At 49.7% G+C, this 25,099-nt stretch carries 22 protein-coding genes; 15 read left to right on the top strand and 7 right to left on the bottom strand.

Translation table 11 applies throughout. From position 1 onward, the window contains the following. Positions 1-224 precede the first annotated feature (224 nt). The 6 genes from arsJ to ACJJIL_RS10650 all read right to left on the bottom strand — a co-directional run bounded on the left by arsJ (position 225) and on the right by ACJJIL_RS10650 (position 6,556). Positions 225-1,529 carry an organoarsenical effux MFS transporter ArsJ gene (arsJ, locus tag ACJJIL_RS10675; protein WP_445361928.1) on the bottom strand — a complete coding sequence of 435 codons (1,305 nt, stop codon included), beginning with the start codon at positions 1,527-1,529 and terminating at the stop codon, positions 225-227. Between the two features lie 63 nt (positions 1,530-1,592). Beyond that, positions 1,593-2,597 (bottom strand): ArsJ-associated glyceraldehyde-3-phosphate dehydrogenase, encoded by a 1,005-nt coding sequence (locus tag ACJJIL_RS10670; RefSeq protein ID WP_444908375.1) that lies wholly within the window; start codon positions 2,595-2,597, stop codon positions 1,593-1,595. A gap of 84 nt (positions 2,598-2,681) precedes the next feature. Further along, a complete protein-coding gene (locus ACJJIL_RS10665) occupies positions 2,682-3,026 on the bottom strand; it encodes a metalloregulator ArsR/SmtB family transcription factor (RefSeq protein ID WP_444908374.1) in 345 nt (114 codons plus the stop codon). Further along, entirely contained in the window at positions 3,023-3,451 is a 429-nt protein-coding gene (locus tag ACJJIL_RS10660) for an arsenate reductase ArsC (RefSeq protein WP_444908373.1), read from the bottom strand. The genes ACJJIL_RS10665 and ACJJIL_RS10660 overlap by 4 nt, the downstream gene beginning before the upstream one ends. Before the next feature lie 98 nt (positions 3,452-3,549). Then, on the bottom strand, positions 3,550-4,365 hold the full coding sequence (xthA, locus tag ACJJIL_RS10655; RefSeq protein ID WP_413665722.1) for an exodeoxyribonuclease III: 816 nt from the start codon (positions 4,363-4,365) through the stop codon (positions 3,550-3,552). A 91-nt stretch (positions 4,366-4,456) separates the two neighbouring features. Next, positions 4,457-6,556, bottom strand: coding sequence for a carboxy terminal-processing peptidase (locus ACJJIL_RS10650; protein WP_413665723.1), 2,100 nt, complete (start codon positions 6,554-6,556; stop codon positions 4,457-4,459). Between the two features lie 545 nt (positions 6,557-7,101). Between ACJJIL_RS10650 and ACJJIL_RS10645 the strand changes: the two genes are divergently transcribed. The 4 genes from ACJJIL_RS10645 (at position 7,102) to ACJJIL_RS10630 (ending at position 10,042) form a co-directional block, all read left to right on the top strand. Beyond that, positions 7,102-7,683, top strand: a complete 582-nt coding sequence (locus ACJJIL_RS10645; protein WP_413665724.1) for a TetR/AcrR family transcriptional regulator — start codon at positions 7,102-7,104, stop codon at positions 7,681-7,683. 333 nt (positions 7,684-8,016) lie between these two features. Then, positions 8,017-8,583 carry a carboxymuconolactone decarboxylase family protein gene (locus ACJJIL_RS10640; RefSeq protein WP_445361927.1) on the top strand — a complete coding sequence of 189 codons (567 nt, stop codon included), beginning with the start codon at positions 8,017-8,019 and terminating at the stop codon, positions 8,581-8,583. A 140-nt stretch (positions 8,584-8,723) separates the two neighbouring features. Beyond that, entirely contained in the window at positions 8,724-9,458 is a 735-nt protein-coding gene (locus tag ACJJIL_RS10635; protein ID WP_445358398.1) for an SDR family oxidoreductase, read from the top strand. Positions 9,459-9,484: 26 nt separating this feature from the next. Next, positions 9,485-10,042 carry a thioredoxin family protein gene (locus tag ACJJIL_RS10630; protein ID WP_445361926.1) on the top strand — a complete coding sequence of 186 codons (558 nt, stop codon included), beginning with the start codon at positions 9,485-9,487 and terminating at the stop codon, positions 10,040-10,042. A 166-nt stretch (positions 10,043-10,208) separates the two neighbouring features. Here the strand turns inward: ACJJIL_RS10630 and ACJJIL_RS10625 are convergent, their stop codons facing one another. Then, positions 10,209-10,745 carry a lipocalin family protein gene (locus tag ACJJIL_RS10625; protein ID WP_413665728.1) on the bottom strand — a complete coding sequence of 179 codons (537 nt, stop codon included), beginning with the start codon at positions 10,743-10,745 and terminating at the stop codon, positions 10,209-10,211. A gap of 217 nt (positions 10,746-10,962) precedes the next feature. Between ACJJIL_RS10625 and ACJJIL_RS10620 the strand changes: the two genes are divergently transcribed. From ACJJIL_RS10620 to ACJJIL_RS10570, 11 genes are all read left to right on the top strand, one after another. Further along, entirely contained in the window at positions 10,963-12,222 is a 1,260-nt protein-coding gene (locus ACJJIL_RS10620; RefSeq protein WP_445361925.1) for an FAD-dependent oxidoreductase, read from the top strand. Positions 12,223-12,475: 253 nt separating this feature from the next. Beyond that, positions 12,476-13,645: a Gfo/Idh/MocA family protein gene (locus ACJJIL_RS10615; protein WP_445358395.1), complete on the top strand. Its 1,170-nt coding sequence runs from the start codon at positions 12,476-12,478 to the stop codon at positions 13,643-13,645. A 198-nt stretch (positions 13,646-13,843) separates the two neighbouring features. Beyond that, complete coding sequence (locus ACJJIL_RS10610; RefSeq protein WP_444913013.1) at positions 13,844-14,905, top strand: sugar phosphate isomerase/epimerase family protein; 1,062 nt, start codon at positions 13,844-13,846, stop codon at positions 14,903-14,905. A 56-nt stretch (positions 14,906-14,961) separates the two neighbouring features. Further along, positions 14,962-16,284 carry an MFS transporter gene (locus ACJJIL_RS10605; RefSeq protein ID WP_445358394.1) on the top strand — a complete coding sequence of 441 codons (1,323 nt, stop codon included), beginning with the start codon at positions 14,962-14,964 and terminating at the stop codon, positions 16,282-16,284. A gap of 56 nt (positions 16,285-16,340) precedes the next feature. Then, positions 16,341-17,348 (top strand): LacI family DNA-binding transcriptional regulator, encoded by a 1,008-nt coding sequence (locus ACJJIL_RS10600; RefSeq protein ID WP_445361924.1) that lies wholly within the window; start codon positions 16,341-16,343, stop codon positions 17,346-17,348. A 70-nt stretch (positions 17,349-17,418) separates the two neighbouring features. Then, positions 17,419-18,129 (top strand): 3-keto-disaccharide hydrolase, encoded by a 711-nt coding sequence (locus ACJJIL_RS10595; protein WP_445361923.1) that lies wholly within the window; start codon positions 17,419-17,421, stop codon positions 18,127-18,129. A gap of 3 nt (positions 18,130-18,132) precedes the next feature. Further along, on the top strand, positions 18,133-18,351 hold the full coding sequence (locus ACJJIL_RS10590) for a twin-arginine translocase TatA/TatE family subunit (RefSeq protein ID WP_108733294.1): 219 nt from the start codon (positions 18,133-18,135) through the stop codon (positions 18,349-18,351). Further along, on the top strand, positions 18,348-19,259 hold the full coding sequence (locus ACJJIL_RS10585; RefSeq protein WP_445358391.1) for a sugar phosphate isomerase/epimerase family protein: 912 nt from the start codon (positions 18,348-18,350) through the stop codon (positions 19,257-19,259). Before ACJJIL_RS10590 ends, ACJJIL_RS10585 begins: the two co-directional genes overlap by 4 nt. Positions 19,260-19,510: 251 nt before the next feature. Next, the gene (locus ACJJIL_RS10580; RefSeq protein WP_445358390.1) at positions 19,511-21,307 is read left to right on the top strand and encodes a GMC oxidoreductase; all 1,797 of its coding nucleotides are present in this window, start codon (positions 19,511-19,513) and stop codon (positions 21,305-21,307) included. A 1-nt stretch (position 21,308) separates the two neighbouring features. Continuing rightward, positions 21,309-22,004: a gluconate 2-dehydrogenase subunit 3 family protein gene (locus ACJJIL_RS10575; RefSeq protein ID WP_445358389.1), complete on the top strand. Its 696-nt coding sequence runs from the start codon at positions 21,309-21,311 to the stop codon at positions 22,002-22,004. A gap of 159 nt (positions 22,005-22,163) precedes the next feature. Next, the gene (locus ACJJIL_RS10570) at positions 22,164-24,920 is read left to right on the top strand and encodes a TonB-dependent receptor (protein ID WP_444913020.1); all 2,757 of its coding nucleotides are present in this window, start codon (positions 22,164-22,166) and stop codon (positions 24,918-24,920) included. The last annotated feature ends 179 nt before the right edge of the window (positions 24,921-25,099 follow it).

The following is a 25,099-nucleotide window of genomic DNA, read 5'->3' as shown; positions in this document are numbered from 1 at the left end:
AGTGCCAAATCCAGACATTTTAATCTCGAGTTTTTGCAGCTCCTGTGGAGCTGTGCACTTGGACTTGAGGTGGGTGTTATATGAGGTATTTGGTCCTTGCTTTGATTCTATTTCAAATGGGGTGCATACCTGAGTCCAAACTGTATCGAATCGCGCAAGTCGAAACAGTCCCTCAGCCTACTTGCCAGCCTGCGCTGGCAAGTAGCACTCATACTGCTATCGGATCAGCTCCTACTTAAGCTGCCAACCTCCTGAGCCCCGGTTTTGTGTCTGGGCAAACCCAGTGAAACCAGTGCGGTCAACAGCAGAAAAGCACTGGAAATAAGTAGGCAAGCCACCAACCCCTGAGTTTGGAATACCCACCCCGAGAGCAGTGTCCCTAGCAATCGCCCAGCGGCATTTGCCATATAGTAGAAGCCCACATCCATAGAGACGCCATCTTCCCGAGCATAAGCAACTATCAAGTAGCTGTGTAAAGATGAATTTACGGCGAAGAGTACAGCAAACATCAAAAGTCCACCCAGTACGGCGAGCTGTGGATCCCCCCCTTTATATAATGCGATTGCGATTAATCCGGGCACTGCAGTTAGCGCTATTGCCCAGAAGAGCGCGGTTCGCCCATCCGGAGCCTGGGCTGAACGTGCCGTCGTGACCTTTGGGGCCTGGGTTTGCACTATGCCGTATCCGATCACCCAGGATGCCAGGAAGGTACCTACCTGCCAGTGGCTCCAACCGAACTGGCTGGCCAGGAAAATCGGTAGAGCTATAACAAACCAAACATCCCGGGAAGCAAACAAGAGTAAGCGCGCGGCCGACAATATGTTGACTGCGGGACTCTTGGAAAAGATATCTCTGAATCGGCTTTTTGCTTTGGCTTTCCCTAAGTCCCGCTTAAGAAATTTGAGACTCAATATCCAAACTATTCCAAGAGCTAGGGCCATCGATGCAATCGCGCCTTGAAAGCCAAGTGAGGCGAGTAGGGCACCGCCGAGAAAGAAGCCCAAACCTTTTAGCGCGTTTTTCGAACCGGTAAGAAGGGCGACCCATCGATATAAGGTGCCACTGGCCTGATCGGGCACCAGTAACTTGATTGAGCTCTTCGCACTCATTTTATTCAGGTCTTTGGCGATACCGGAGAGGGCTTGGGCAGCCATAACCAAGGGGACCGAGAGATACTGACTGGGTGCCAGCAGCATGGAAAGAGCAACAATCTGTAAGGCAAGTCCCAAATTCATGGTCCGGTTGAGTCCAATCCGGGCACCGAGCCAGCCGCCGACAAGATTAGTGACTACGCCAAAGAATTCGTAGAAAAGGAAAAGCAAGGCTATTTGCAAAGGGCTGTAGCCGAGTTCGTGAAAGTGCAGCAGCACCAGCATGCGCAGAGCGCCGTCAGTCAAAGTAAATGCCCAGTAATTGCCTGTTACCAGCAAGTATTGGCGCACTGGCGACGATAAATTGTGAAGAAACTGCATGATCTTGTTCTGTGTACTGCTACTTACCAAAAGCAGGAGGAAAAAATGTGAGCTCATGGAGAGGCGTACCCCTCAGGTGCAGTGTGTTCTTTCCTTCCGGCCCCGTTGTACTTTGGCTGCTTAGCCCATGGTGCCAATCATTCGAGCCAATTCCGCCGTGCGGTTGGCGTAACCCCATTCATTGTCATACCAGGCGTAAACTTTTACCTGGGTGCCGTTAACGACCATGGTCGATAGAGCATCGATAATGCTCGACCTGGGGTCGGTTTTGTAATCCACGGAGACGAGGGGCCTTTCCTCATAGCCGAGGATATCTTTTAGTTCACCCTCTGCAGCGTCCTTAAATAACTGGTTTACTGCCTCTGGGGTAGTGGCGGTTTCCACTTCGAAAACACAATCGGTAATGGATGCGTTGGCGAGGGGAACACGAACTGCGTGGCCGTTTAGGCGGCCGGACAACTCTGGAAAGATGGTGGCAATAGCTGTAGCTGAACCTGTTGTTGTGGGAATCAGGCTGGCACCACAGGCGCGGGCTCTGCGCAGATCTCCATGGGGTGCGTCGAGGATAGTCTGGGTATTGGTGATATCGTGAATAGTGGTGATTGAACCGTGACGAATACCCAGGCTTTCGTGAATAACTTTTACTACTGGAGCAAGGCAGTTAGTCGTACAGGAAGCGGCGGTAATAATCTGGTGTTTGTCCGGCTGGTAAATATGTTGATTCACTCCAAGGACAATGTTCGGAACTCCAGCCTCTTTAACTGGTGCAGAGACCAACACCTTCTTTACCCCTTGATCCAGGTAGGGTTGAAGAAGTTCGGTAGTTTTCATTTTACCGGAGGCCTCTACAACCAGGTCGCAGTTTTTCCAATTGGTATCTGCAATAGCGGTATTGCGGCTACAGGTTATTGTTTTGCCATCAACCTGAATTGTGTCATCAACGGCTTTCGCCTCTCTGTGCCAGCGCCCGTGTACAGAGTCAAAGTTGAGCAGGTGGGCGAGAGTGGCTGCATCACCGGCAGGGTCGTTAACCTGGACAAGCTCAACTTCAGGCCAATCCCAAGCAGCGCGCAGTACCAGCCGGCCAATTCGGCCAAATCCATTGATCCCAATTTTGATGGTCATTGTTAATTTTGCTCCGTTTCTGCCAGGCACATATGAAAAATCATATATATCTGGATAGCTTAAATCTTAGGTCGGCAGGCAGTATCAGCAGCACAGACTTGTGCGCTCTGGCCGTTCTCCCATTTGAATTAGGTTGTTGAGGTCTTCGGTAATAAAGTGCTGGTTCGCCTGCAAGGTGTCGAACAGTACAGACTTTGCCCAGGCATTTAAGTCCGGGTTGATTCGGTAAAACACCCACTGCCCCTGGCGGCGGTCCTGGAGCAGGTCTGAACTTCTCAGCAAGGCGAGGTGCCTGGAAATTTTCGGCTGGCTCAATTCGAGGGCTGCCGTTAGCTCGCATACGCAAAGCTCTTCCTCGTGAGCAATAAGGAGCAATGTGCGTAGCCGCGTATCATCGGCCAGGCATTTGTAAAACTGTACTGGGTTCATGCCGCTCTTTTTCGTAAATCCGCCTCGGCTTGGGCCAAGACCAGTAGTTTGATGCGAGTGCTCAATTCACGTGCCGTGGTGTAAAAAGGGCAGAAGCAGTGTCGCTTTGTCGGTTCCTTAAAATTCCAGGCAATCATCTTGTCAACTTTTGGGGAGGGTACGTATTCTTCCCGGCTTTTGTCGCAAAGTGTGATGACCAGGTCAAAAGGTTGATCGGCTACATCTTCTACAACTTTGGGAATGAGTCCCTCTGTTGAAACCCCCAGTCGCTCCAGCGCTTGCAGAGCGCGTGGGTCCACTGTATGGACATTGGTTCCGGCGCCAACGGCTTCGTATGAATTGCCTCCAAAATGCCGCAACAGTGCCTCAGCCATCAGTGAGCGGGCAGAGTCCCCGGCGCAAACAAACAGAACACGCCTTTTCATTGGAGGGCTCCATTAGGCTTTTTAACAATTATATATGGAAAACCATATATTCATAGTCTTAAAAATAGCCCACTGAACCAGCGGGCTGTAACCTGTGCTTATAGCTTAAACTCGGCCCATACAGGCGCGTGGTCTGATGGGCGTTCCATAGCCCGAATATCGTAGTCCACGCCAGTCCCGACACATTTTTCCAGAAGAGGGTTGGTGGCTAGAATCAAGTCGATACGCAGGCCGCGTCTGGGCTCGCGATCGAACCCACGACTGCGGTAGTCGAACCAGCTGAATACATCGTCTGTTTCTGGGTTTTGTGCGCGGAAGGTGTCGGTGAGCCCCCAGCCTTCAATTTTTTGAAGCCACTCGCGTTCTTCTGGAAGGAAGCTGCATTTGCCATCGCGCAGCCAGCGCTTGCGATTGGGTTCACCAATACCAATATCCTGGTCGCTGGGTGAAATATTCATATCGCCGATCACCAATACAGGCGCTTCCGGCTTACACGTGGTTTGCAGGTAGGTGTCCAGGTCGGCGTAGTACTTTTGCTTTGCCGGAAATTTAACCGGGTGCTCGCGATTTTCACCTTGCGGGAAATAGCCATTAATAACCGTGAGGGGCTCAGGACCGCCGATATCAAACTTGCCGGCAACCATACGGCGCTGGGCGTCGCTGGCATCCGTTGGGAAACCGTATTCCCGATCAATAAAAGGCAAGCGTGAGAGCAGGGCAACGCCGTAGTGTGTTTTTTGGCCAAAATAAATCAGCTCATAGCCCAGGTCTTTTATCGCATCTACTGGAAAATCTTCGTCGGTGACTTTGGTTTCCTGTAGGCCGATGATATCGGGCTGATGGTTGTCTACCAGGGCCTGCATCTGGTGCAGGCGAGTGCGAATACTATTGACGTTAAAGGAAACAACCTTCATCTCTTCCCCCAAAATAAAAAAGGTCGGGCTAGCCCGACCTAAGAGTTAGTTCGCGGACCGGGCGCACGCCGCGCCCAGTGCCTATCAGTATTTAGAAGTTGGCAACCTGGGGCGGGGCCTTGCTGGCCTTATCGGCCAGGCCGATAAAGTCCGCCATTATATAGCCCGCTTCATTCAAAATTGGATCTTTTTCCAACTTGATCTCTACAGGACCACCAATGTTAGCCACCTCTTCAGATTCGCTTTCTTCGTATGCCTCAAAGTTCTCGTAGGGTTCAAGGCCTTTAGCTTTGCGGCGACGGTTTTCCATATCCAGCAATCGCTGATTAACGGACTTGCGCTCATTCTCTCTAGTTGATTCGTTGAGAGAGACATACTTCTTGTCAGCCCGCTCGGCGTCGAACTTGAACTGATCGCGCAGGAAAACAAAATCTGGATCTGTTTCCGTGCGCTTGTTGTGCTTGGTAATCAAGTTCGGGATCAGCATCTTCAAGTTGAAATACTTCGCATGAGGCACAGCGTGGATACGGTCCCAGGGCAGGGCAGTATCGTAAGCACTCTCACCCACATTTTCGGCATCAATCAACTGTGGCATATCGATGTCCGGCTTCACACCCGCATGCTGTGTGCTGTCTCCGGAAACCCGGTAGAACTTGGACTGGGTAATTTTCAACTGGCCTTCCTTCAGGGGAGCCATAGTTTGCACAGTACCCTTACCAAAGGATTGGTTACCCACTACCAGGCCTCGGTTGTAATCCTGGATTGCACCGGCAAAAATCTCGGATGCTGAGGCCGACAAGCGATTAATCAATACCATCAGCGGCCCGCGGTACATGGCGCGGGAGCGCGAGCGATTGTGGCGGGAAATCTGCTCGTTGGCATGGCGGATCTGCACAACAGGACCCTGATCAATAAACAGGTCTGTGAGCATGGTGGCTTCTTGCAGTGAACCACCGCCATTGTTGCGAAGATCCAGGATAATACCGTCAACCTTCTCCTCTTTAAGTTCACTCAGAAGACGGGCAACGTCTCGCGTGGTGCTCTTATAGTTGGGGTCGCGGCGGCGATAGGCATCGAAGTCGATATAGAAGGTCGGCAGGTTAATCACACCGATCTTGTAATTCTTGCTGCCGTCAGAGAATTCAAACACTGCCTTCTTGGCCGCCTGATCTTCAAGCTTCACTTTGCTGCGCTTGATCAAGATAGTCTTGTGAGTGCCGTCACCACCAGTGGGGATGGTCTCCAGGCGAACATAGGTACCGGCCTTGCCGCGAATCAAGTCGACAACATCATCCAGGCGCCAGCCCACTACATCGACCATTTCGCCTTCTTTATCCTGGCCAACACCCACGATTTTATCGTTGGGCTTGATCTTGCCAGTGCGATCGGCTGGACCACCGTGTACCAGGCGAGCAACTTTGGTGTATTCCTCGTCTGCCTGCAGCACAGCACCGATACCCTCCAAGGAGAGGGACATGCTCATATTAAAGTTTTCCAATGAGCGCGGTGACAGGTAGTTGCTGTGTGGATCGTAGAGACGAGTCAGCGAATTCATATAGAGCTCAAATACGTCGTCGCTCTTCTGCTGCTCGAGGCGCTTCTTCTGGCCTTTATAGCGGCGCACAAGAAGGTCTTGAATTTCCTCATCGGTCTTACCGGTAAGGCGAAGGTTCAGGATGCTGCTCTTTAAGCGCTTGCGCCACAGTTCATCTGCAGCGCTGATCGAGTTGGGCCACTGGCTTTCCTCTCGATCCAGCTCAAGGGTCTCTTCCCGAGAAAAGTCATAGGCGGGCAGGCCTTTCTCTAGTTGGGACAGAATATTATCTAGCCGATCCCCCATACGCAGGCGGAAACGGTTGTAGATACTGAACCCAGCGGTGACATCACCAGCGCGAAGCTGGTCATCCATCTCCGCTTCCCACGCGCGGAATTCGTCGATATCAGAGGCGAGGAAGTAACTTTTAGTGGGGTCGAGTGCATCGATATACTCGTTCCACAAGTTCTCGGACATTTCGTCGCCGATTTTGATTTTGTTGTAGTGCAGCATTTCAAGTTTGCTGACTATCTCTTGTGCAGTACCACCTTGACCCTCTTCGGGGGCTATTCGCTCTGGCTCTGCCAGAACACTTGTGGAAAGAAGGCCAATGACCAAGAAGCCGGAAAAGTAAGCGGCGATCCGATTGGTAAGCATAGGGAGTCTCTTTATACGTCCTACTTCATAGGCGTCCGGCCCTTATGGCTCGGCGACCTATAGCTTAGGACAAGTATAAAGGCTGAAAGCTCCAAAGGGCATGAAATACCTCTAATCAGAGATGGATCTTTTTCTTTAACACTGTATTTAGCAAAATAGCTTTCCTATTGAGTGTGAAATTGAGGCATTTTTTCTCGTTTTGAAGGCTTGAGTATGTATGGTCATCATAACTATTGTGTAACTGCAACTGTAAAAAAGCGTTAAAAACAAGCACTTTGACTAATAGGTCAGCACCACTTTGATGACTTTGAAGGCTTTTAGGATCATGAAGTTGCACCAGTTACCACTTTATTAATTCGAGTGAGCGCTCCTCGGCTAGAAGTGTTGCTCCAATAATCAATGTGACCGCAAAAATGGTGTTTTGATTTCGGAGCAATAGGCGAATATCGGGCGAGTGCCAGTATCTGAATCTGCGAATCGTGTTTTTACCACTTGGTCCAAACAGTGGTAACATGGCCAGTAGATTTGTTTGAGGTGAGGTGCTTATGCCTTGGGAGAAAAGTTTCGATGTCGATAGCGCAGTCGATAAAGCGACGGAAGCCTTTTGGAAGAAAGGCTTTGAAGCGACTTCTCTGGCCGACCTGCTCAAAGCTACTGGGCTGACTAAAGGGAGCTTTTATAATGCCTTTGGCAGTAAGAAGCAGCTTTTTACCCTGAGTTTACTCAAGTATGAGAGAGAGCAGCGGCGCGACGTAATGGCCCGGCTTGAGTCGTTGGAAGATCCTATCGGCGCTATCAGTCAGCTTTTCGACTCCCTAATTGAACAAAGCCTTGCAGATCCGGAAAAGAAGGGCTGCTTTTTGGTTAATACCGCACTCGATATGCCTAACCTGGATAGCGATATTGGGGATGCTGTAAAAAAGGGCTTGCGGGATACTGAGTCATTTTTTGCAAGGCAGGTTCGCCTGGGGATAGAGAAAGGTGTGATATCTGATCGAGTAGACCCGGAAGTCTGCGCCAATAGTTTACTGACTCTTTTAGTCGGCTTGCGAGTGTTGGCACGTGGAGTTTTTAATAAGGAAAGCCTCTCCAGAATTAAGGTACAGGCATTAGACTTGCTGCGTTGACCTGATCTTTCTTCTGGTGTTGAAAGCTTTTCGTAGGGCCTTGGCGCCGTCCTTTGGGTTGTCAGGGCTGCACTGTGATTTCCCTCTCCAGACCTCCATTGATCCTCCTGTCAATTTTGTATTGGATAGGGCTTCATATTTTCCTGTTCATTCTCAGTAGGCATTAATGCATAGCAAATAGTTATATAAATCATATTTACCGATCGGTACAAACTCATTAGTATTGTTTGTAGCAATCGGTACATACAGTTTACAGGGGTGTCTCCCCTTATTTTTTAACCAGGTTTGGACCGATCGCTACAAACAAGTGAAACTATCTAGTTAGGAAATATGATGGCTACTTTCAAGACTCACACGATTGAATCCGCTCCTGTTGCTGCTCAGCCTCTTCTTGCAGGCGCTAAGAAATCGATGGGCTTTGTGCCCAATCTATTCGCAACTATGTCAGAAGCCCCCGCATTACTTGAGGGTTATACGACCTTGGCGGGAATTTTCGATAAAACCAATCTTTCCGAGACAGAGCGCCAAATCATCTTAATGACAAACAACCGCCTGAACGGGTGTCGTTACTGTATGGCTGCTCACACATCCATTTCCCAAATGGCCGGTGTTGAAGCGGAAATTATTGAAGCATTGCGTAGTAACACACCGATTGCAGATGAAAAGCTTGAGGCATTACGTACATTTTCTGCGGTAGTGAATGAAAGCCGTGGCTGGCCGACGGAGGAACAAGTTAGCGCTTTCCTTGCTGCTGGCTACACGGAGCAGAGCGTACTGGAAGTGGTTCTAGGTACCGCTTTAAAAGTTATGTCGAATTATACAAATCACATTGCCGAGACCGCCCTGGATAGTGCCTTTGCAGTTAATGAGTGGACTCCCGAAGGAGAGGCAGTGGCCTGATTTCTGGCCTGGGCTTGATTGGCCATCCAGCCCTCACTGAGGAGACATGGGGTGGCCATCAACAATTCGTAGCGGAGCCCGCAACTGTGTTGCGAATCGAAATTTGAATTTATTCGGCTTAAGTAACTGAGGTATACGAAATGACTCTTCAAGCTAGCAATATCACTGCATTAATCACAGGGGCAAATCGAGGTATCGGCAAGGCCATTACAGAGGGGCTGTTGGATGCGGGCGCGGTTAAAGTGTATACCGCTGTTCGCGACCTAGCCTCGGTGAGGCAGCTCGTTCAAAAGTATGGTGAAAGGGTTGTCCCCATTGAATTTGATCTTTCACGTGAAGAAACCATTCAAAACGCTGTAAAGGTTGCCGGTGATGTCAATCTGGTTGTCTCTAATGCGGGCGTAGTGAAGCTATCGACACCCTTGGACGATGATGCTGTGGAGAGCTTCAAGTATCAAATGGAGGGCAATGTTTACCCACTGATAAACCTGGCCAAAGCGTTTGGCCCTGTTTTGAAATCTAATGGTGGGGGTGTCTTTGTCCAAATGAACTCACTGGCATCCATCAAAAATTTTCTCCCATTTACTGGTTACTCCGGCTCAAAGGCGGCTGCCTATGCAGTAACTCAGGGTTTGAGGGAGGCCTGGGTCGAGCAGGGGACTCAAGTTATCAGTGTTATTGCTGGTCCAATCAAGACGGATATGGCTGACTCCGCAGGCATGGGAGAGGGAGCCCCTCCAGCGAGCATCGTGTTCGATGGCATTATGAAGGCACTAACAACGGGTGATTTTTTTGTTTATCCAGATGAGATGGCTCAAGAGGTCGCAAAAATTTACGCTCCCTATGCCAAGGGCGTACTTGAGATAGAAAGCTAATGTAGAACCCAAGAGAGGATCGGGCAATGTTACTAGATACACCAGTATGTGATTTCGGATGGAAAGCCCCAGACTTTACCTTGAAAGACCCTGACGGCAAGAGCTTTCGAATGTCGGATCATCTGGGAAGCAAGGGGCTGTTGATTGCATTTATCTGCAATCACTGCCCCTATGTTCAGGCGATTGCAAATCGTCTAGCTGAGGATGTGCGAGAGCTACAAGGACTGGGCATTAATGTTCTGGCCGTTATGTCAAACGATTATCGCGATTACCAGGTTGACAGTCCTCCTTATATGGCGAAGTTTGCCCGAGACCATGGGTTTACTTTCCCCTATTTGGTTGATGAAGATCAGTCCGTTGGGAGAGCTTACCAGGCGGTATGTACACCGGACTTCTTCGGGCTGAATAAGGATGGAGAGCTCCAATATCGAGGCCGAATCGATGATGCGGGAATGGGAAATCCGGCTGGCCGAACCAGGGAGCTGGTCAATGCAATGAAGTTGATCGCAGAGACTGGGACAGGGTCGGAAAAGCAGCTGCCAAGTATGGGGTGCTCTATTAAATGGAGTGGTAACTATAACTGATATGGGTTGCTAGCTGACAGGAATGCTTTGGTGAACATAAAGCACACAAAAATATAAGAAAATACATTAATGCAATGAGTTAACCTATTGATTATAAAGAATTAATGAAAAGTTAATGTGGTTTATTAAGTGGCGGGTGCCAGAAGTGTGACACCCGCTTTCTTGTTTACTCAGTAAGCTGGCGGGTCATGATGATGTGGTCAATGTTGTAACCATGCTTTGTAACTGCCAGGTCTAGTAGATAGTCTGTAATAGCTTCATCCAGCTGGGGAGTGCGGCTTAACAGGTAGAGGCTGGAGCGGTCTGGATCACCAACGAGTGACCACTGATAGCCAGGATCTAGCTCTAGTATCCAGTAGTCGCCGGCAGCTTTACCCTCAAAGAAGGTGATAGCGAGTTTACTGTTCGTCTCATCAATGGGGACTCCAGTACCCTGAACACTGATCGGGAACCCATATTTTGGGTGTAAGATTCGACAAAAATTGAAAACGCTGATAGATCCATCATCATTGAGGCCGTAGTCCGCAGTTACCGCAGTACAAGCCGGCTGGAAAATTTGCGGTAGCCGGGCAATCTCATACCACTTGCCGAGATACTGATTCACATCGACATAGGGAACCGTTTCCAGTTCATCATCTGCCAGAACGGCCTGGGTACTGAGTGCAAACAGTACAATCCCTATACCTCTCAATAAACTCTTCATTTCCTCGCTCCTTGTGTTCGCAGTTTTTTAGGCCGCCAGCTTCATAGCTAAGCGACAATCTCTTTACGGGGATATAACTGGAACGGATTAACCAAGTTCTGTGTTTAATCTGAATTTTAAAAAAGTGTCACCTAGGTGAATGAGCTGAGGTCCTAGAAGTTGACAGAAGGCCAGCCTTTGCTAAGTGGTGATAGATAGGATTTGTTTGAGGCTGACCATGGCTAAAACGGTAGACGTAGACGTCCTGGTATTAGGGGGCGGAATTCAAGCGATTTCATTGTTGCGAGAGCTATCAACAGATTTTTCTGTGCTGGCAATAGACCAGGGGTTAGACGATGCCGAGTCGTTACACTTTCATGGCTATTTCTCCTCAGGTTGGAATGCGGCACACCCAAGTGCGGCAAAGGCTTACTTAAAGGCCGCACAGTTTTGGCGCACACAACTGGAGAGCGATGGTGTTGATAGCCACATAACAGATTTCTATGCTGCGCTTCCCCGAGAATTTTTAGATACTGTCGAGCCCAACTGGATTGCGGCGGGTATTCCAGTGGAAGAGGTGCCGATTCCAGCTCCACTGGTAACAACTAGCTTGCCGTCGCATCAGTGCTTTCGATTTGCTGATGACCTTATGTTTGACGGCGCTGAAGCCTATCGACGTTTTAGTGCTCCTGTTAGCGAGAAGCTGGTGAAAGGGAGTATCCGAAGGTTCGACAAAGATAGTGGTGGCGTGACTGAGGTCTCTGCCGATATCAATGGTAGCTCCCACCAAATACAACCCCAGTTGGTTCTCTCAGCATGCGGGGCGGGCAATGCAGCAATACTCGAAAGTCTTGGAGTGCCAGCTCAAGGAGTGCGGGATAGCCAAGTTGTCCGGCCCCTACATATGTTGCTGGCTAAGGGTGCTAATACCCCTCCAATCTCAGCCTTCCTGATGGACATGGTAGTGGCATATCACCCGCTGGAAAGTGGAGAGGGACTTTGGATACTCACCCTCAATCCAGAGCACCCCAGGTTTCGCTCTGGTGTGGTTGACATGAGGGTGGCCCCGCCCATAGAGAGGGCGTTAATCCGGGATACCCTGGATAGATTGGCAAATTGTATGACCGGGTTTGAGGATTGGGCAGCCGGCTGTCATTGGGGTGTTTACGCAGGTTGGAAAACTGACGCTCCAGGGCCGGATGGGGATGCTCTTGTGCAGTTAAACTATCCGCGTCCATACCACATCCACAGCTTTGATATAGCCAATTTCTTGGCGGTTTGGCCGAATCACTGGGGTCTCGCCGTGGAAGCTGCAAAGGAGGCCGGGAAATGGGTTCGCTCAAAAGCTAGGCCTCGGCATCCCCAATCTGAAGCGACAGGTAGCTTGCTGTCGCTGTCAGTTGGTCATCAAGCTATTTGTAATAAATGGCAAAGCGACGAGCTGAAGTGGCACTCTTGGGCTGAGTTTGTCCAGAAAATGGGCCTGCCAATCAGGTGATTTGCTTAGTATTTCGGCGTCGAGCCATTAGTCTATGAGTCCAATAAGGCGATATTAACAACGTATTTCGCTTGCAAAGACATTTTTTTTCTGTATCTTAAATTGAAATGTAACCGGTTACATTCTGTTTCAAACGGTGGAGTGCTACGAAAACCGCGATTTGGAAACAGCGTGTCCGCTTACAAAACACGGAAATAAAAATAAATAGGCTGTTTATTCAGCTGGTTCATTGAGTGGCCCGAGGGGATGGGGTTTGGTTAAAAAAATAAGAATGGGCATGGTTGGTGGTGGGGAGGGTGCTTTTATTGGTGCAATCCATCGGATGGCTGCAGCTCTCGATGGTGAGATAGAGCTAGTCGCCGGCTGCTTTAGTAGCGATTCCGGCCGCAGTCGTAAAACTGGTGAAAAGCTGGGGCTACACCCGGACCGGATTTACCAAAGCTATCAACAGATGTTCCAAGGGGAATCCCGTCGCAGTGCTGATGATCGAGTTGAATTTGTATCTGTAGTAACTCCCAACCATCTCCATTTACCCGTTTCTATTGCTGCGTTGCGGGCGGGATTCCATGTCCTCTCCGACAAGCCAGCCGCTTCCACTTTGGAAGAAACACTTGAGCTTAAAAAGGAAGTGGAGCAAAGCGGGCATCTTTATGGTTTGACCCACACTTATGCTGCTTACCCTCTGGTTATGCAAGCGAGAGCAATCCTGGGCAGGAGAGAGTTGGGGTCTATTCGACGAGTTACTGTTGCCTATCCGCAGGGCTGGCTGGCACTAGCCGGTGATTCCACGGGAAGTAAGCAGGCGAGTTGGCGAACAGATCCTGCACGTTCGGGAGAAAGTGGCTGCTTTGCGGATATAGGCACCCATGCTCATCATCTGGTGGAGTTTTTTACTGGCCAGCATATCTCTGAAGTCTGCGCAGACGTGCAAGCGGTAGTTGATGAAAGAGCGTTGGATGATGACGGTGCAGCGCTATTTAAATTAGATCAGGGCGCCCGAGGAACACTTACAGCCAGTCAAGTCTGTGGAGGAGAGGGGAACAACCTGAATATCAGTGTTTACTGTGAAGACGGTTCGCTGTTTTGGGAGCAGGAAGCCCCAAACCAATTGCTAGTAAAGCGCAGGGGGCAGCCTGTGGCGATTTGGAAAGCCGGTGCGGATTGTGAGTATCTGGATGGAGACGTCAGGTCTTTCTGCCGGACACCTCAAGGACACCCGGAGGGCTATATAGAGGCCTTCGCCAATATCTATCGCGATTTTGCTGGTCAAGTCCGAGGCCGCCGGAAGGGGTTAGTTTCAAAGAACAGTCCTGCCGTTGGCAACATTGATGCAGGTGTTCGCGCAATGGCATTTGTGCGCGGTGTGCTGGAGAGCAGTCGCGCAAAATCCTCATGGGTTTCCCTGGCGCCTTATTGGAAGTGAGTGGCTAGGTCCAACCTCACAGAATTTAGGTGTCTCTGGCAGGGTGGGCGTCCGGCAGCTAGTACGGCACAGGGAGGTGTCGGTGTCGGCCTGCGGCCAGTTACCTTTTGAAGAGTTTTCTCAAAAGGTGCAAACCAATCGCTTGGAAAGGGTTGGTTGCAGAATTAATAAGTACAGCAGTAAAAAGGATAACAATAAATGAAGGCACCCAGAATTCAGGGGCCCGGAATTTTTCTCGCCCAGTTTCTCCCATCGAGCGAACAGCCAGCATCGCTTGAATCTATGGCTCGTTGGGCATCAGACCTGGGGTACAAAGGCATCCAGGTTCCCACTTGGGACAAGCGGATTTTCGATCTTGAGCTGGCCAGTAAAAGCCAAGCTTACTGTGATGATGTGCTGGGGATCTGTGAGGAGGCTGGGGTACAGATTTCTGAATTGTCTACGCATTTGCAGGGGCAGTTGGTCGCAGCTCACCCAGCCTATAAGGAAATGCTGGATATTTTTTCTCCAGAGGCAGTACGCGGAAACTTGCAAGCCCGTGCAGAGTGGGCGAGCAATCAATTAGTTCTTGCAGCCCGGGCCAGTGCCAACCTGAAGCTCAAATCCCATGCAACTTTCTCCGGCGCTTTACTCTGGCACACTTTTTATCCTTGGCCCCAGCGCCCAGCGATGTTGGTTGAAGAAGGTTTTCGCGAGCTGGCCCGTTTGTGGCGTCCAATATTGGATGCGTTTGACAGCGCGGGGGTCGATGTCTGCTATGAGCTGCACCCTGGTGAAGACCTGCATGATGGCTTGACCTTCGAGCGGTTTCTTTACGAGGTGGAAGATCACCCTAGAGCCAACATCTTGTATGACCCAAGCCATTTGCTTTTACAGCAAATGGATTACCTAGCCTTTATCGATATCTATCACGAGCGAATCAAGGCTTTCCATGTGAAAGATGCGGAATTTCACCCGAGTGGAAGGGCTGGCGTATACGGCGGTTATGCCCCCTGGATTGACCGGCCCGGTCGCTTTCGCTCCCTGGGGGATGGCCAGGTAGATTTTCGTGGGATTTTTAGCCGACTGACCCAGTACGGTTACGATCGCTGGGCGGTATTGGAATGGGAGTGTTGCATTAAGGATCAACAGCAGGGGGCCAGCGAGGGTGCGCCATTTATTCGGGAGCACCTGATAACCGTGGCTGACAAAGCTTTTGATGATTTTGCCGGTGCTGAAACAGATCGCGCTCGAAATCGTAGGATTTTAGGGCTGGACTAATTTTTGCCAATCCCAGTGGACAACGAATAACAATAAATCATGCGGAGACTGGATAGATGAGTACACAGACAAAGGCTTTGCACAGGAACGTCTTCCTAGTGGGAAATCTGTCAATCTTTATGATTGGCCTTGGGTTTGCTGTGAGGGCTTCGATCGCCGGCAACTTACAGTCGGACATTTATGATCATATTGATCTTGCCAACTCCACTGCAATGGTTGGAGAAGCGCTTGGATTTACCTTTTCAGGGTTTGCCCTAACCCTGCTATTTGGCAGCGCATTGGTGGACTTGGTCGGTATCAAACGGATGTTAATGCTCTCATCAATAGGCTACGTGTTGGGCAGTCTGCTTATTATTGCAGCATCATTAGTAACCCCCGGGGAGGGCGTTGAGAATCTGGTTCTTGCGGGGCTGTTACTTACCGGTTTGGGCTGGGGGGCAGTGGAGGCCGCCAGTAACCCAATGGTTGCAGCGGTTGATCCTGAAAATAAAACTCACCGCCTAAATGTACTACATGCCTGGTGGCCTGCCGGGATTGTGGTGGGCGGATTACTTGGGTTAGCCATTTCTGCGCTTGAACTTCCCTGGCAGTTGAACCTGATTGTTTTGGCCCTACCGGCTGTGGTCATGGCGTGGCTTGTGTCCAGAACAGAATTCCCGGTAACTGAACGGGTTTCTTATGGCATCAGTTATGGCGAGATGTTTAAAGAAGTTTTCAGGCAGCCGATGTTTATCGTGCTATGGGTCTGTATGTGGCTAACCGCTGCAACAGAGCTGGCTCCAGGGCAGTGGGTTGACCTGACGCTCTCTCGAGTAGTCGGTATGAAGGGCATTCTCATTCTGGTTTATGTCAGCATGTTGATGTTTGTAATGCGCCACTTTGCCGGACGGCTGGCCAAAAAACTCTCTCCCATTGGGCTCTTGTGGCTCAGTAGTTTACTTGCAGCTGTTGGCCTCTATTGCTTAGGAATGGCGAGAACCCCGGTAACTGCATTCTTAGCGGCAACAGTTTGGGGCATCGGTGTCTGCTATATGTGGCCTACCATGCTCGCTACGGTATCCGAGCGTTTTGTACGCGGCGGCGCACTGTTTTTGGGGCTGCTGGGGTTTGCTGGGGGAATGTCTATTCAGTTTGTTCTGCCGAAGCTTGGAGAAATTTTTGACAGCGCCAAGATTGAGGCTGCCGGTGGTTTGGAAGCCTTTGAAAAGTTAACGGGCGATGAACTGGATGCTGTGTTGGCAACCGCCTCTATCGAATCATTCCAGTCACTGGCCATGGTTCCCCTTATCTTGCTGCCGATTTTTGCGTTTATCTGGATTTGGGATCGTAGGCAGGCTGCGAGCAAAGTGCAAGGTGTCACTGCAGTAGGCAACCAGTAGGCGTTTTCCATTTGTGCGAAAATAGTCGACTACTAACAACAAAGTAACGGAAAAGTATGTCAAACATTCGCGAAGTTGCACGTCGCTCCGGTGTTTCCGTCGCGACCGTGTCCAGAGCCCTGAAAGACCCGCAAATGGTTTCTCCGCGGACCAGGGAGCGGGTGCTGAAAGCGGTGGAAGAGGCCGGCTATCGGCCCAATATGTTGGCGAGAAACTTTAGTTCCGGTAAGTCATTTGCAGTGATGGTTCTGGTCCCAAATATTGCCAATCCTTTTTTTTCCAAAGTTATCCGAGGGATAGAAAAGGCAGCTCAAGACCAGGGTTACTCCGTTTTACTGGGAGATACCAAGGGCGAACCAGCTCATGAGCAGTTCTATGCGGGAATGGCACTGACGAATCAGGCAGATGGCCTTATTCAACTGGATAGCCGCTATCCATTTGCAGAGAAAGATGCAGCTTTAGCAGCGTCGATTCCAATGGTAAATGCGTGTGAGCGCATTGCTGAAGACGACCGCTATCCGGTTGTTGAACTGGATAATTCTGGCGCGGCGCAAGCCATGGCTCGCCATTTGATCGAGCTGGGTCACCGCCGGATCGGCATAGTGACCGGCCCGCTTAATAGTCCGATTGTGCGTGATCGCCTGGCCGGTTTTGAGGAGGAGATGCAACGGCACGGTCTCGAGTTGAATTCTGACCTGGTTGTAAACGGAGAATTCACTATGCCGTCTGGTGCGAAGGGTGCAAAAAAACTGCTCTCTTTAGCCTCTGCGCCTACTGCCATTTTTTGTATGAATGATGAAATGGCTATTGGCGCTGTTCATCAAGCGAAGGAAATGGGTTTGCAGGTGCCTGCGGATGTGTCGGTGGCGGGCTTCGATAATATTGAGTTTTCGCAATTTACGGACCCGCCCCTGACAACAATTGACCAGCCTGCAGAGAAGCTGGGCAGATATGCGATGGAAACCTTGCGCCGCATTATTGACGGAAAACCGTTAAAAGCGAGTCGAACTATTTTGCCCTTTGATTTAGTGGCAAGGGGAAGTACTGCCCGCTATCAGGATTAATAAAGTACGGATGTAAAACCATCTCGGCGAACTGATTAGATAAACACCAATTCATGTGGAGATAACAACGATGAAAAAATTCACTGAGACAAAATTTTGCACGTCTTTACTGGCTTCTGCAGCACTGCTAGTCACATTGGGGGGTTGTGAACGGATGCCGGAAAAGTCCGGTATACAAGCGGATAAGGACTGGAGGCATTTATTCGACGGTAAAACGTTGCAGGGTTGGACCGGTGCCAATGGCTCCCATGTAGGAGAGGCCTGGCAGGTCGTTGATGGCAACCTGGTGCTCACTGCTGGTGGAGCGGGGGATATCGTCACTGCAGATAAGTTTTCTGATTTTGAGCTGGAACTGGAGTGGAAGATATCTGAAGGCGGAAACAGCGGCATTATTTATCGGGTAGCTGGTGGCAATGCACCAGTCTGGATGTCAGGTATGGAATACCAGGTACTGGATAACAGTGCTTTTCCCGAACTGGAAAAACTGAGCCACAGCGCGGGATCAGTCTTCGACTTGTATGCACCCAGCGAGGATGAGGTAAAGCCGGCAGGAGAATTCAATAAAACGCGTATTCGAGTGGAGGATGGTCGGGTTGAACATTGGCTGAATGGAAGCATGATTGTCAGCTATGAACTTTGGTCTGAAGATTGGGATACACGTCTTGCCAACAGTAAGTTTTCCTCTTACCCCGATTTTGCCCGTAGTGAGAGCGGCTTTATTGCTTTACAAGACCACGGCGACAAAGTGTGGTACCGCAATATCAGAATTCGGGAGCTGTAAATCATGGGTATTTCAGGCGTGGGTATTTGGCAGGTACTTATTGTTCTTGTGTTAGCGGTTCTACTTTTTGGTAGTGGCAAGATCCGCCGTCTGGGAGAAGACCTTGGAGGAGCGATTAGTGGTTTCCGCCGCTCATTGCATCAAAGCGATAAGGATGGCACTAGAGAAGATTCCCCAGGTAACTTGTCTGGCAATCTACTCCAAGCTGGGGAGCGGGAATGAAGCGTAGAACTTTGCTACAGGTTGGTACCGGCTTGGCTGCAGCTGCTTTTACCGCACCCTTGTTTGGCAATAGTGGGCGAATCATTACCAATACCCCAGGTGGCCCTGTGAAAATTTCCCTGGCCCAATGGTCCCTGCACCGGCAATTGCGAAGTGGCACTCTCAAGGTATTGGATTTTCCTATTAAGGCAAGAAAGGCATTTGCAATTGACGCGGTAGAGTATGTCAATCAGTTTTTTGCCGATAAGGCCAGGGATCAGAATTTTCTTTCAGAGTTGAAAGTGCGTGCAATAGATCACGGGGTTAAAAGCCTTTTGATTATGGTTGATGCAGAAGGTGATCTTGGCAACCCAAATGCTAGCGAAAGACAACTAGCGGTAGAAAATCATTTCCAGTGGGTTGAAGCGGCCAAATATTTGGGTTGCCACTCTATCAGGGTGAATGCTGGCGGACAGGGTAGTAGCAGGGAGGTTAGTTCTGCTTGTAGAGATGGGCTGCGGGCTCTCTCAGAATTTGCCTTGGATTTCGACATCAATATTGTGGTGGAGAACCACGGTGGCTATTCCTCAAACGGGCTTTGGTTATCCCAATTATTACAGTCAGTGGATATGCCGAACTGTGGAAGTTTGCCAGACTTTGGAAACTTTGGTGACTACGACCGCTACTTGGGAGTAGAGCAGTTGATGCCCTTTGCCCGCGGAATCAGTGCAAAGAGCTTTTCATTTGATAAGCGGGGAAATGAGACCAATACGGATTTTGCCCGGATGCTGCGGATAATTCAAAAGGCGGGTTACAAGGGGTATATCGGCATTGAGTATGAAGGCGCCGGCGATGAAGACTGGGGGATCAAAGCAACGAAAGAGCTTTTGCTGCGCTTGTCGCGACAGGGTGAGCTATATAGCGAGTAAATAATAATTATTTGGTTAAAATGTAACCGGTTACTCTCATTTTTTGATCAAAGTATTTGGGGGTTTCTAGGTTCGTTAAAAATGTTTATAAAAATTAATCTTTTTGGTTAAAAAAACATAAGTTAGACATTAGATGTAATGGATAAGTAAAAATTTTTGGCAAGAAATGTAACCGGTTACAGATTTATCTTATAAATTATTTAAAATTAAACGAGTAAAACAAAAATAATTGATGAAGTAGGAGAGAGGCGATGCCGAATGATGACTTCGAGAAGAAAGAGTATGACGCACTGATTGTTGGGTCTGGTGCTGGCGGCGGTATGGCTGCCTATGTACTAGCCACTGCAGGGCTAAAGGTTCTATTGCTGGAGGCGGGGAGATCCTATGACCCGGTTAAGGAAACCCCAATGTTTAACCTCCCAAAAGATGCGCCCTTGCGTGGGGGGAGCACACCGGAAAAGCCGTTCGGTTTCTATGATGCAACGGTTGACGGAGGTTGGCAGGTACCTGGTGAACCTTACACTCAGGGCTCTAGGGAAAGAGGCCGCCGTTTCGATTGGTGGCGTGCCCGTATGCTGGGTGGTCGCACGAACCACTGGGGACGGATTTCCCTGCGAATGGGTGAGTATGATTTTAAACCCTATTCAAGGGACGGACTCGGTTTTGACTGGCCGATCAGTTATAACGATCTCGCCCCGTACTACGATAAAACCGAGATGCTCATTGGTGTCTATGGCACCAACGAGGGGTTAGAGAATACTCCCGACTCTTCTGCGGGTGTGTTGCTGCCGCCCCCGAAGCCCCGTGCCTATGAACTCCTGGCCAAAAAAGCGTGCGATAGACTGGGGATCCCTGTAATTCCCTCTCACCTGGCTATTCTCAGTGAGCGCCTAGATCACGAAAATATTCCGCAGAAACTATTCCCGGAAAATAAACTTGCCCAGGACGTTACCCGGGAATCGATGAAATCTCGTGCAGCCTGTTTTTGGGCCACGCCCTGTGGTCGCGGTTGCTCTATCAAGGCGAATTTCCAGTCCACGACTGTACTGCTGCCACCGGCATTAGCGACGGGCAACCTGGATATCATTACTGATGCCATGGTGCGTGAAGTTACCGTTGATAAGAAAGGTAAGGCAAACGGGGTTATTTATATTGATAAAGATACCCGTCAGGAAAGATTTGCCAGTGCCCGCGCTGTGGTTGTTGCAGCCAGTGCGGCTGAAACTTCGCGCATTCTCCTTAATTCCAAAAGCACTTTATTCCCCGATGGTATCGCCAATGGCAGCGGTGCCGTAGGGAAATACCTGATGGATACAGTGGGAGCTGGTATCGGCGGGCAGATTCCCGCTTTGGAAAGTATGCCTGCCCACAACGAGGACGGCGCATCGGCGATGCACATGTATATGCCCTGGTGGTTGTACAAGGAACAATTGCGTGGTGACCTGGATTTCGCCCGTGGCTACCACATTGAATTCGGCGGTGGTCGCAGTATGCCGGGCGCAGGTGCCTTCGGCGGTATGGGTGATTTTACCAATGGTGCTTATGGCAAAGACTTGAAAGAAGCCTGCCGGCGTTACTACGGCTCCTTTGTGTGGTTTGACGGTCGCGGGGAAATGATTCCCAACGAGGACAGCTACTGTGAAATTGATAAGGACCAGGTAGATCAGTGGGGCATCCCGGTGTTGAAGTTCCATTGGAAATGGAGTGACCAGGAATTGAACCAGGCCGCTCACATGCACAAAACCTTTGCTGAAATCATTGAGGGTATGGGTGGTAAGGTCACCTCTACCGTGCAAACCGACGGTGCCAAGGCAATTATCAACGGCGGTGCGATTATTCACGAAGTCGGCACCGCGCGCATGGGCTCAAATCCGAAAGATTCCGTGCTCAATCCTTACTGCCAGTCCTGGGAAGTACCGAATCTCTTCCTTACTGACGGCGCACCCTTTGTCTCCAATGCTGATAAGAATCCAACCCTGACCATTATGGCGCTGGCCTGGCGCACCTGCGACTACATCGTGGACCAGTTCAAGAAGAGGAATATCTGATATGAGCGAGGAAAAAACCAATCTGGGTCGGCGCAACGCCCTGCGTTTGATTGCTACCACCGCTGCTGCAGTTCCAGTCATTGGCTGTTCTGAGAAAGTAGCGCAAAAAGTTGTAGTGAAAGAGGAGGTGCCAGCGGCTGAACCGGTAGTAAAGAACCTGGACGCCCCGAAGCAGACTCTTGCCAGGGGCACGCCGACAGATCCGGATCTCCTTAATCCCGTTGTGCCTTGGGAGATGCAGCTTGAAATAGGTGAGTTAGCGGTATTGGCAGCACTTTGCGACGTCATTATTCCCGCAGATGAAACTTCTCCGAGTGCCTCTTCAGTAGGTGCCCATCACTACATCAACGAATATGTCAGCGCCCCATATTCCAATAATAAAGCAGATCTTGTCACGATTCGGGGAGGAGTTGTTTGGCTGGAGGGTGAGTCCAAGCGCAGATTTGGAGGTTCCTTTGTCGATCTGAATGAACCTCAAAAAATAGCCATCTGTGAGGATATCAAGTGGACTCGCACGGCGAAGCCAGAGTTCCAGGCTGGTGCTCGTTTCTTTGCCAAAGTTCGAGTTCTCGTGTCCACCGCTTTCTATACCACCGAGGAAGGTATGGCGGATATTGGCTATGTGGGTAACCGACCAATGGCGAGTTTCCCTGGAGCACCCCCTGAAGTTCTCAAGCGACTTGGCTTGGATAGCTAAAAACGCTTTTTGCTTTAGCGCTATACGCACATATAAAAATATCGAGACAGAACTGGATCGATAAGAGTAGGGCATATTCCGGTGGCCCGGCAAATGATATGTCGGGCTTTTAGGGTGAACGGAAAGCTAGAAAAAAATAATAAAAGAGAAATTTGAGCAATGAGAGAAATACCCTTAAATACAAATCGCCAGCTAGATCTATTGCGGACGTCCGTAAGTGTTCTAGTGTTGTGCAGTGTTGTCGGTATGGCAAATGCCCAGAGCACCAGTGAATCTGATACAGAGAGTCTGGTGCTGGAGGAGGTAGAGGTATTGGGTATTCGCCGGAGCATGGAGAAAAATCTCGATGTAAAGCGTTTTTCCAATGCGGTGGTAGACTCAATCACCGCTGAAAATATGGGTAAATTCCCCGATAAGAATGTTGCAGACTCTTTGCAGAGGGTTCCGGGAGTATCCATCGTTCGAAGCGGCGGCGAGGGTGCCGAGGTAAGTATCCGAGGAACTGCACCTGAGCTCACTTTTACCCAGCTAAACGGAAACTATATAGCCACTCCCGGCGATGATCCATCCCGATCATTTTCCTACGCATTGCTACCTTCAGCGATGATCTCCCGAGCGGATGTGTATAAAAGTCCAGAAGCAAAACTGGATGAAGGCGGGATAGGTGGTACTGTAATTTTACACACCCGCAAGCCACTGGACCTGGATTCCGGGGAGGGCATGTTATCCATTGAGAGTACTTATGCTGATGTTACTGGGGAGTACGAACCTCAGTACACCGGTTTTTACTCATGGAAAAATGATCAGGAAACCTTTGGCGTATTGTTTGGATACTCAAAGCAGGATCGTCAGAACCGGGTAATTAGCACCTCGGTAGAAAACTGGGGTTGGCAGGGAGATGAGTCCCCCCAGACTGGCGTAGAGGCCAGGGGGCCGATGGTGGATATCGACGGTAATGAATACCGGGATTTCTATGCGCCGCGAGCCGTTGTCGGTAGTGTATTGGAAGAGGAACGGACCCGGGATGGCATGCAGCTAAGTGCCCAATGGCGTCCGGTAGAACAGCTGGAATTTGGTGTCAATTATTTCCGCTTTGAGCTGGGCGGCAACTCAGAGAATTATCGTATCGTATTTCCTGAGTGGAACTACGGGGATGCAATAGCGCCGGGCAGTCTCAAGTTTGATGAAGATGGTGATACTCTTCTTGGCATTGGTATGCTCGATCGGGGCCAGGCAGAGTTACAGTCTCCACAGGTAGCTGGTGACTACACTCGAGCGGAATATATTTCGGATACGCTGGATTTCAATATCAGTTACGAGGGAGATGGATATAGTGCTCGGTTGGTAGTCGGTAATACCAGTGCAGAGGGCGGCCCCTCTGAGAAATTGTTTGCATCAGTCAATTCCCGTTATGGCACTGCAACCGATTGGAGCTGGGATCTCAGCAGTGGTACTGCTGAAATTGATACCAGTGCAGATCTGGGAGATCCCAACACTTATCCTTTATATGACTGGTTCTCATCCCATTGGACCAGCAGCGAGGACGAGGAGAGTTACTACCAGCTGGACGTTTCCATCGATATGGATTATGCCTGGCTTACCTCCCTGGATGTTGGGGTTAAGTACCGGGACCATGAGATAAACCGCCGCATCACCAAACAATCCTGGGATGATGATAATCCTCCCTGTCCAACGATTAACTGGGGTGATGTTGATGGAGCTTGTTACCCCTGGTGGCCAAGTGATTCATTCCACACTGACCCCGATGGTGTGCCCGACACAATCGATATCCTTTCAAACGGCCCTCTCGATAATATTATCGGCGGTGTGAATGTGCCAAATTTCGCTTATCTGGAGTTTGATAAGTTAAAAGAGTTTCTATACGCAACCTATGGTGACCCTACGGTAATCGTCGAGAAAAATCAGGTTTACCGGGTTGGTGAGGAAATTACGGCTGCTTATGTACAGCAGAATTTTGCTTCGGCAGTCCTGCGCGGAAACTTTGGCATTCGAGCAGTCCAGACCAAGCAGTATGCGAGCACCTACGACAATATTGATGGGGTCTTGCAGGACGAACCCAATATTCGTGACAGCAGCAATACTGATATTTTACCTAGTGCTAATATCGCTTGGGATATCTCCGATGAACTGGTTATGCGCGCAGCTCTCGCTAGAGTCGTAGCGAGAGTGGAATACGATAATCTCGGTGGTTCTGAAGTGATCCACGCTCCTTTGCCCGGCTCAACAGTCAGTCAAGGGTATGCAGGCAACTCTGAATTGGAGCCTTATAAAGCTGATCAGTTTGATTTGGGGCTGGAGTGGTATTTCGATGATGCCTCTGCTGCAGGACTGACCTTGTTCAGAAAAGATATTGCTTCGTTTGTAATCAACGGCAGTTCTATGGTGACAAGGGATATCGATGGTGTTACCCGGGCAGTGTCTATGTCTATGCCGGTCAATGGCACTGATGCTACCGCACAAGGTGTAGAACTGTTTGTTCAGTATGCCTTTGATAATGGCTTTGGAGTCTATGCAAACTATACCTTCACAGATACGGAGCTAGCTGAGATTGACTCTGAAGGTATCAAAACCAAAACAGAAATTGCCGGCACTTCAAAGGACCAGTACAACCTATCCCTTTACTATGAAAATATCGACTTTAGCATTCGCGCTTCTTACAATTATCGCAGTGACTATGCAGACGGATTCCACAATGGCATGAACACTTTCACTGATGAATACGATCAGTTGGATGTTAATGCATCTTATCGCTTGATGGATAACCTGACGTTGACCGCCTCAATAATCAACCTTACCGAAGAGAAGGTGGATAGATATTGGGGTGAGGAAAACAGGGTCTGGGGCTCCTCATATTCAGGCCGACGAGCTTATATGGGGCTGACATATAGTTTCTAACCTCATTGCTACCCAGTCACGCGGACACAGGGACGTGTCCGCACCTTTCTGTAAATTTTTAATTTCATATCAGCGTACTCAGTTTAGGCGCAATTGAGTATTTTATTAGCTCTCATATATCAATTCGATCTAGGAAATGTGTGCATTTTATACTAGTACTCAGTTGAAGGAGTAATTTA

This window comes from Microbulbifer maximicatervae (SeqCode), assembly GCF_052468095.1.
Note: the sequence above shows the minus strand (reverse complement) of the source record. Positions and strands in the feature narration are given on the sequence as shown.

Excerpts from the sequence above, each read along its gene's own strand:
- ACJJIL_RS10605 (WP_445358394.1), top strand. The coding sequence starts at position 14,962 with ATGAGTACACAGACAAAGGCTTTGCACAGGAACGTCTTCCTAGTGGGA.
- ACJJIL_RS10670 (WP_444908375.1), bottom strand. The coding sequence starts at position 2,597 with ATGACCATCAAAATTGGGATCAATGGATTTGGCCGAATTGGCCGGCTG.
- arsJ (WP_445361928.1), bottom strand. The coding sequence starts at position 1,529 with ATGAGCTCACATTTTTTCCTCCTGCTTTTGGTAAGTAGCAGTACACAG.
- ACJJIL_RS10660 (WP_444908373.1), bottom strand. The coding sequence starts at position 3,451 with ATGAAAAGGCGTGTTCTGTTTGTTTGCGCCGGGGACTCTGCCCGCTCA.
- ACJJIL_RS10570 (WP_444913020.1), top strand. The coding sequence starts at position 22,164 with ATGAGAGAAATACCCTTAAATACAAATCGCCAGCTAGATCTATTGCGG.
- ACJJIL_RS10645 (WP_413665724.1), top strand. The coding sequence starts at position 7,102 with ATGCCTTGGGAGAAAAGTTTCGATGTCGATAGCGCAGTCGATAAAGCG.
- ACJJIL_RS10665 (WP_444908374.1), bottom strand. The coding sequence starts at position 3,026 with ATGAACCCAGTACAGTTTTACAAATGCCTGGCCGATGATACGCGGCTA.
- xthA (WP_413665722.1), bottom strand. The coding sequence starts at position 4,365 with ATGAAGGTTGTTTCCTTTAACGTCAATAGTATTCGCACTCGCCTGCAC.
- ACJJIL_RS10600 (WP_445361924.1), top strand. The coding sequence starts at position 16,341 with ATGTCAAACATTCGCGAAGTTGCACGTCGCTCCGGTGTTTCCGTCGCG.
- ACJJIL_RS10580 (WP_445358390.1), top strand. The coding sequence starts at position 19,511 with ATGCCGAATGATGACTTCGAGAAGAAAGAGTATGACGCACTGATTGTT.
- ACJJIL_RS10650 (WP_413665723.1), bottom strand. The coding sequence starts at position 6,556 with ATGCTTACCAATCGGATCGCCGCTTACTTTTCCGGCTTCTTGGTCATT.
- ACJJIL_RS10625 (WP_413665728.1), bottom strand. The coding sequence starts at position 10,745 with ATGAAGAGTTTATTGAGAGGTATAGGGATTGTACTGTTTGCACTCAGT.
- ACJJIL_RS10635 (WP_445358398.1), top strand. The coding sequence starts at position 8,724 with ATGACTCTTCAAGCTAGCAATATCACTGCATTAATCACAGGGGCAAAT.
- ACJJIL_RS10610 (WP_444913013.1), top strand. The coding sequence starts at position 13,844 with ATGAAGGCACCCAGAATTCAGGGGCCCGGAATTTTTCTCGCCCAGTTT.
- ACJJIL_RS10575 (WP_445358389.1), top strand. The coding sequence starts at position 21,309 with ATGAGCGAGGAAAAAACCAATCTGGGTCGGCGCAACGCCCTGCGTTTG.
- ACJJIL_RS10640 (WP_445361927.1), top strand. The coding sequence starts at position 8,017 with ATGGCTACTTTCAAGACTCACACGATTGAATCCGCTCCTGTTGCTGCT.
- ACJJIL_RS10590 (WP_108733294.1), top strand. The coding sequence starts at position 18,133 with ATGGGTATTTCAGGCGTGGGTATTTGGCAGGTACTTATTGTTCTTGTG.
- ACJJIL_RS10595 (WP_445361923.1), top strand. The coding sequence starts at position 17,419 with ATGAAAAAATTCACTGAGACAAAATTTTGCACGTCTTTACTGGCTTCT.
- ACJJIL_RS10630 (WP_445361926.1), top strand. The coding sequence starts at position 9,485 with ATGTTACTAGATACACCAGTATGTGATTTCGGATGGAAAGCCCCAGAC.
- ACJJIL_RS10585 (WP_445358391.1), top strand. The coding sequence starts at position 18,348 with ATGAAGCGTAGAACTTTGCTACAGGTTGGTACCGGCTTGGCTGCAGCT.
- ACJJIL_RS10620 (WP_445361925.1), top strand. The coding sequence starts at position 10,963 with ATGGCTAAAACGGTAGACGTAGACGTCCTGGTATTAGGGGGCGGAATT.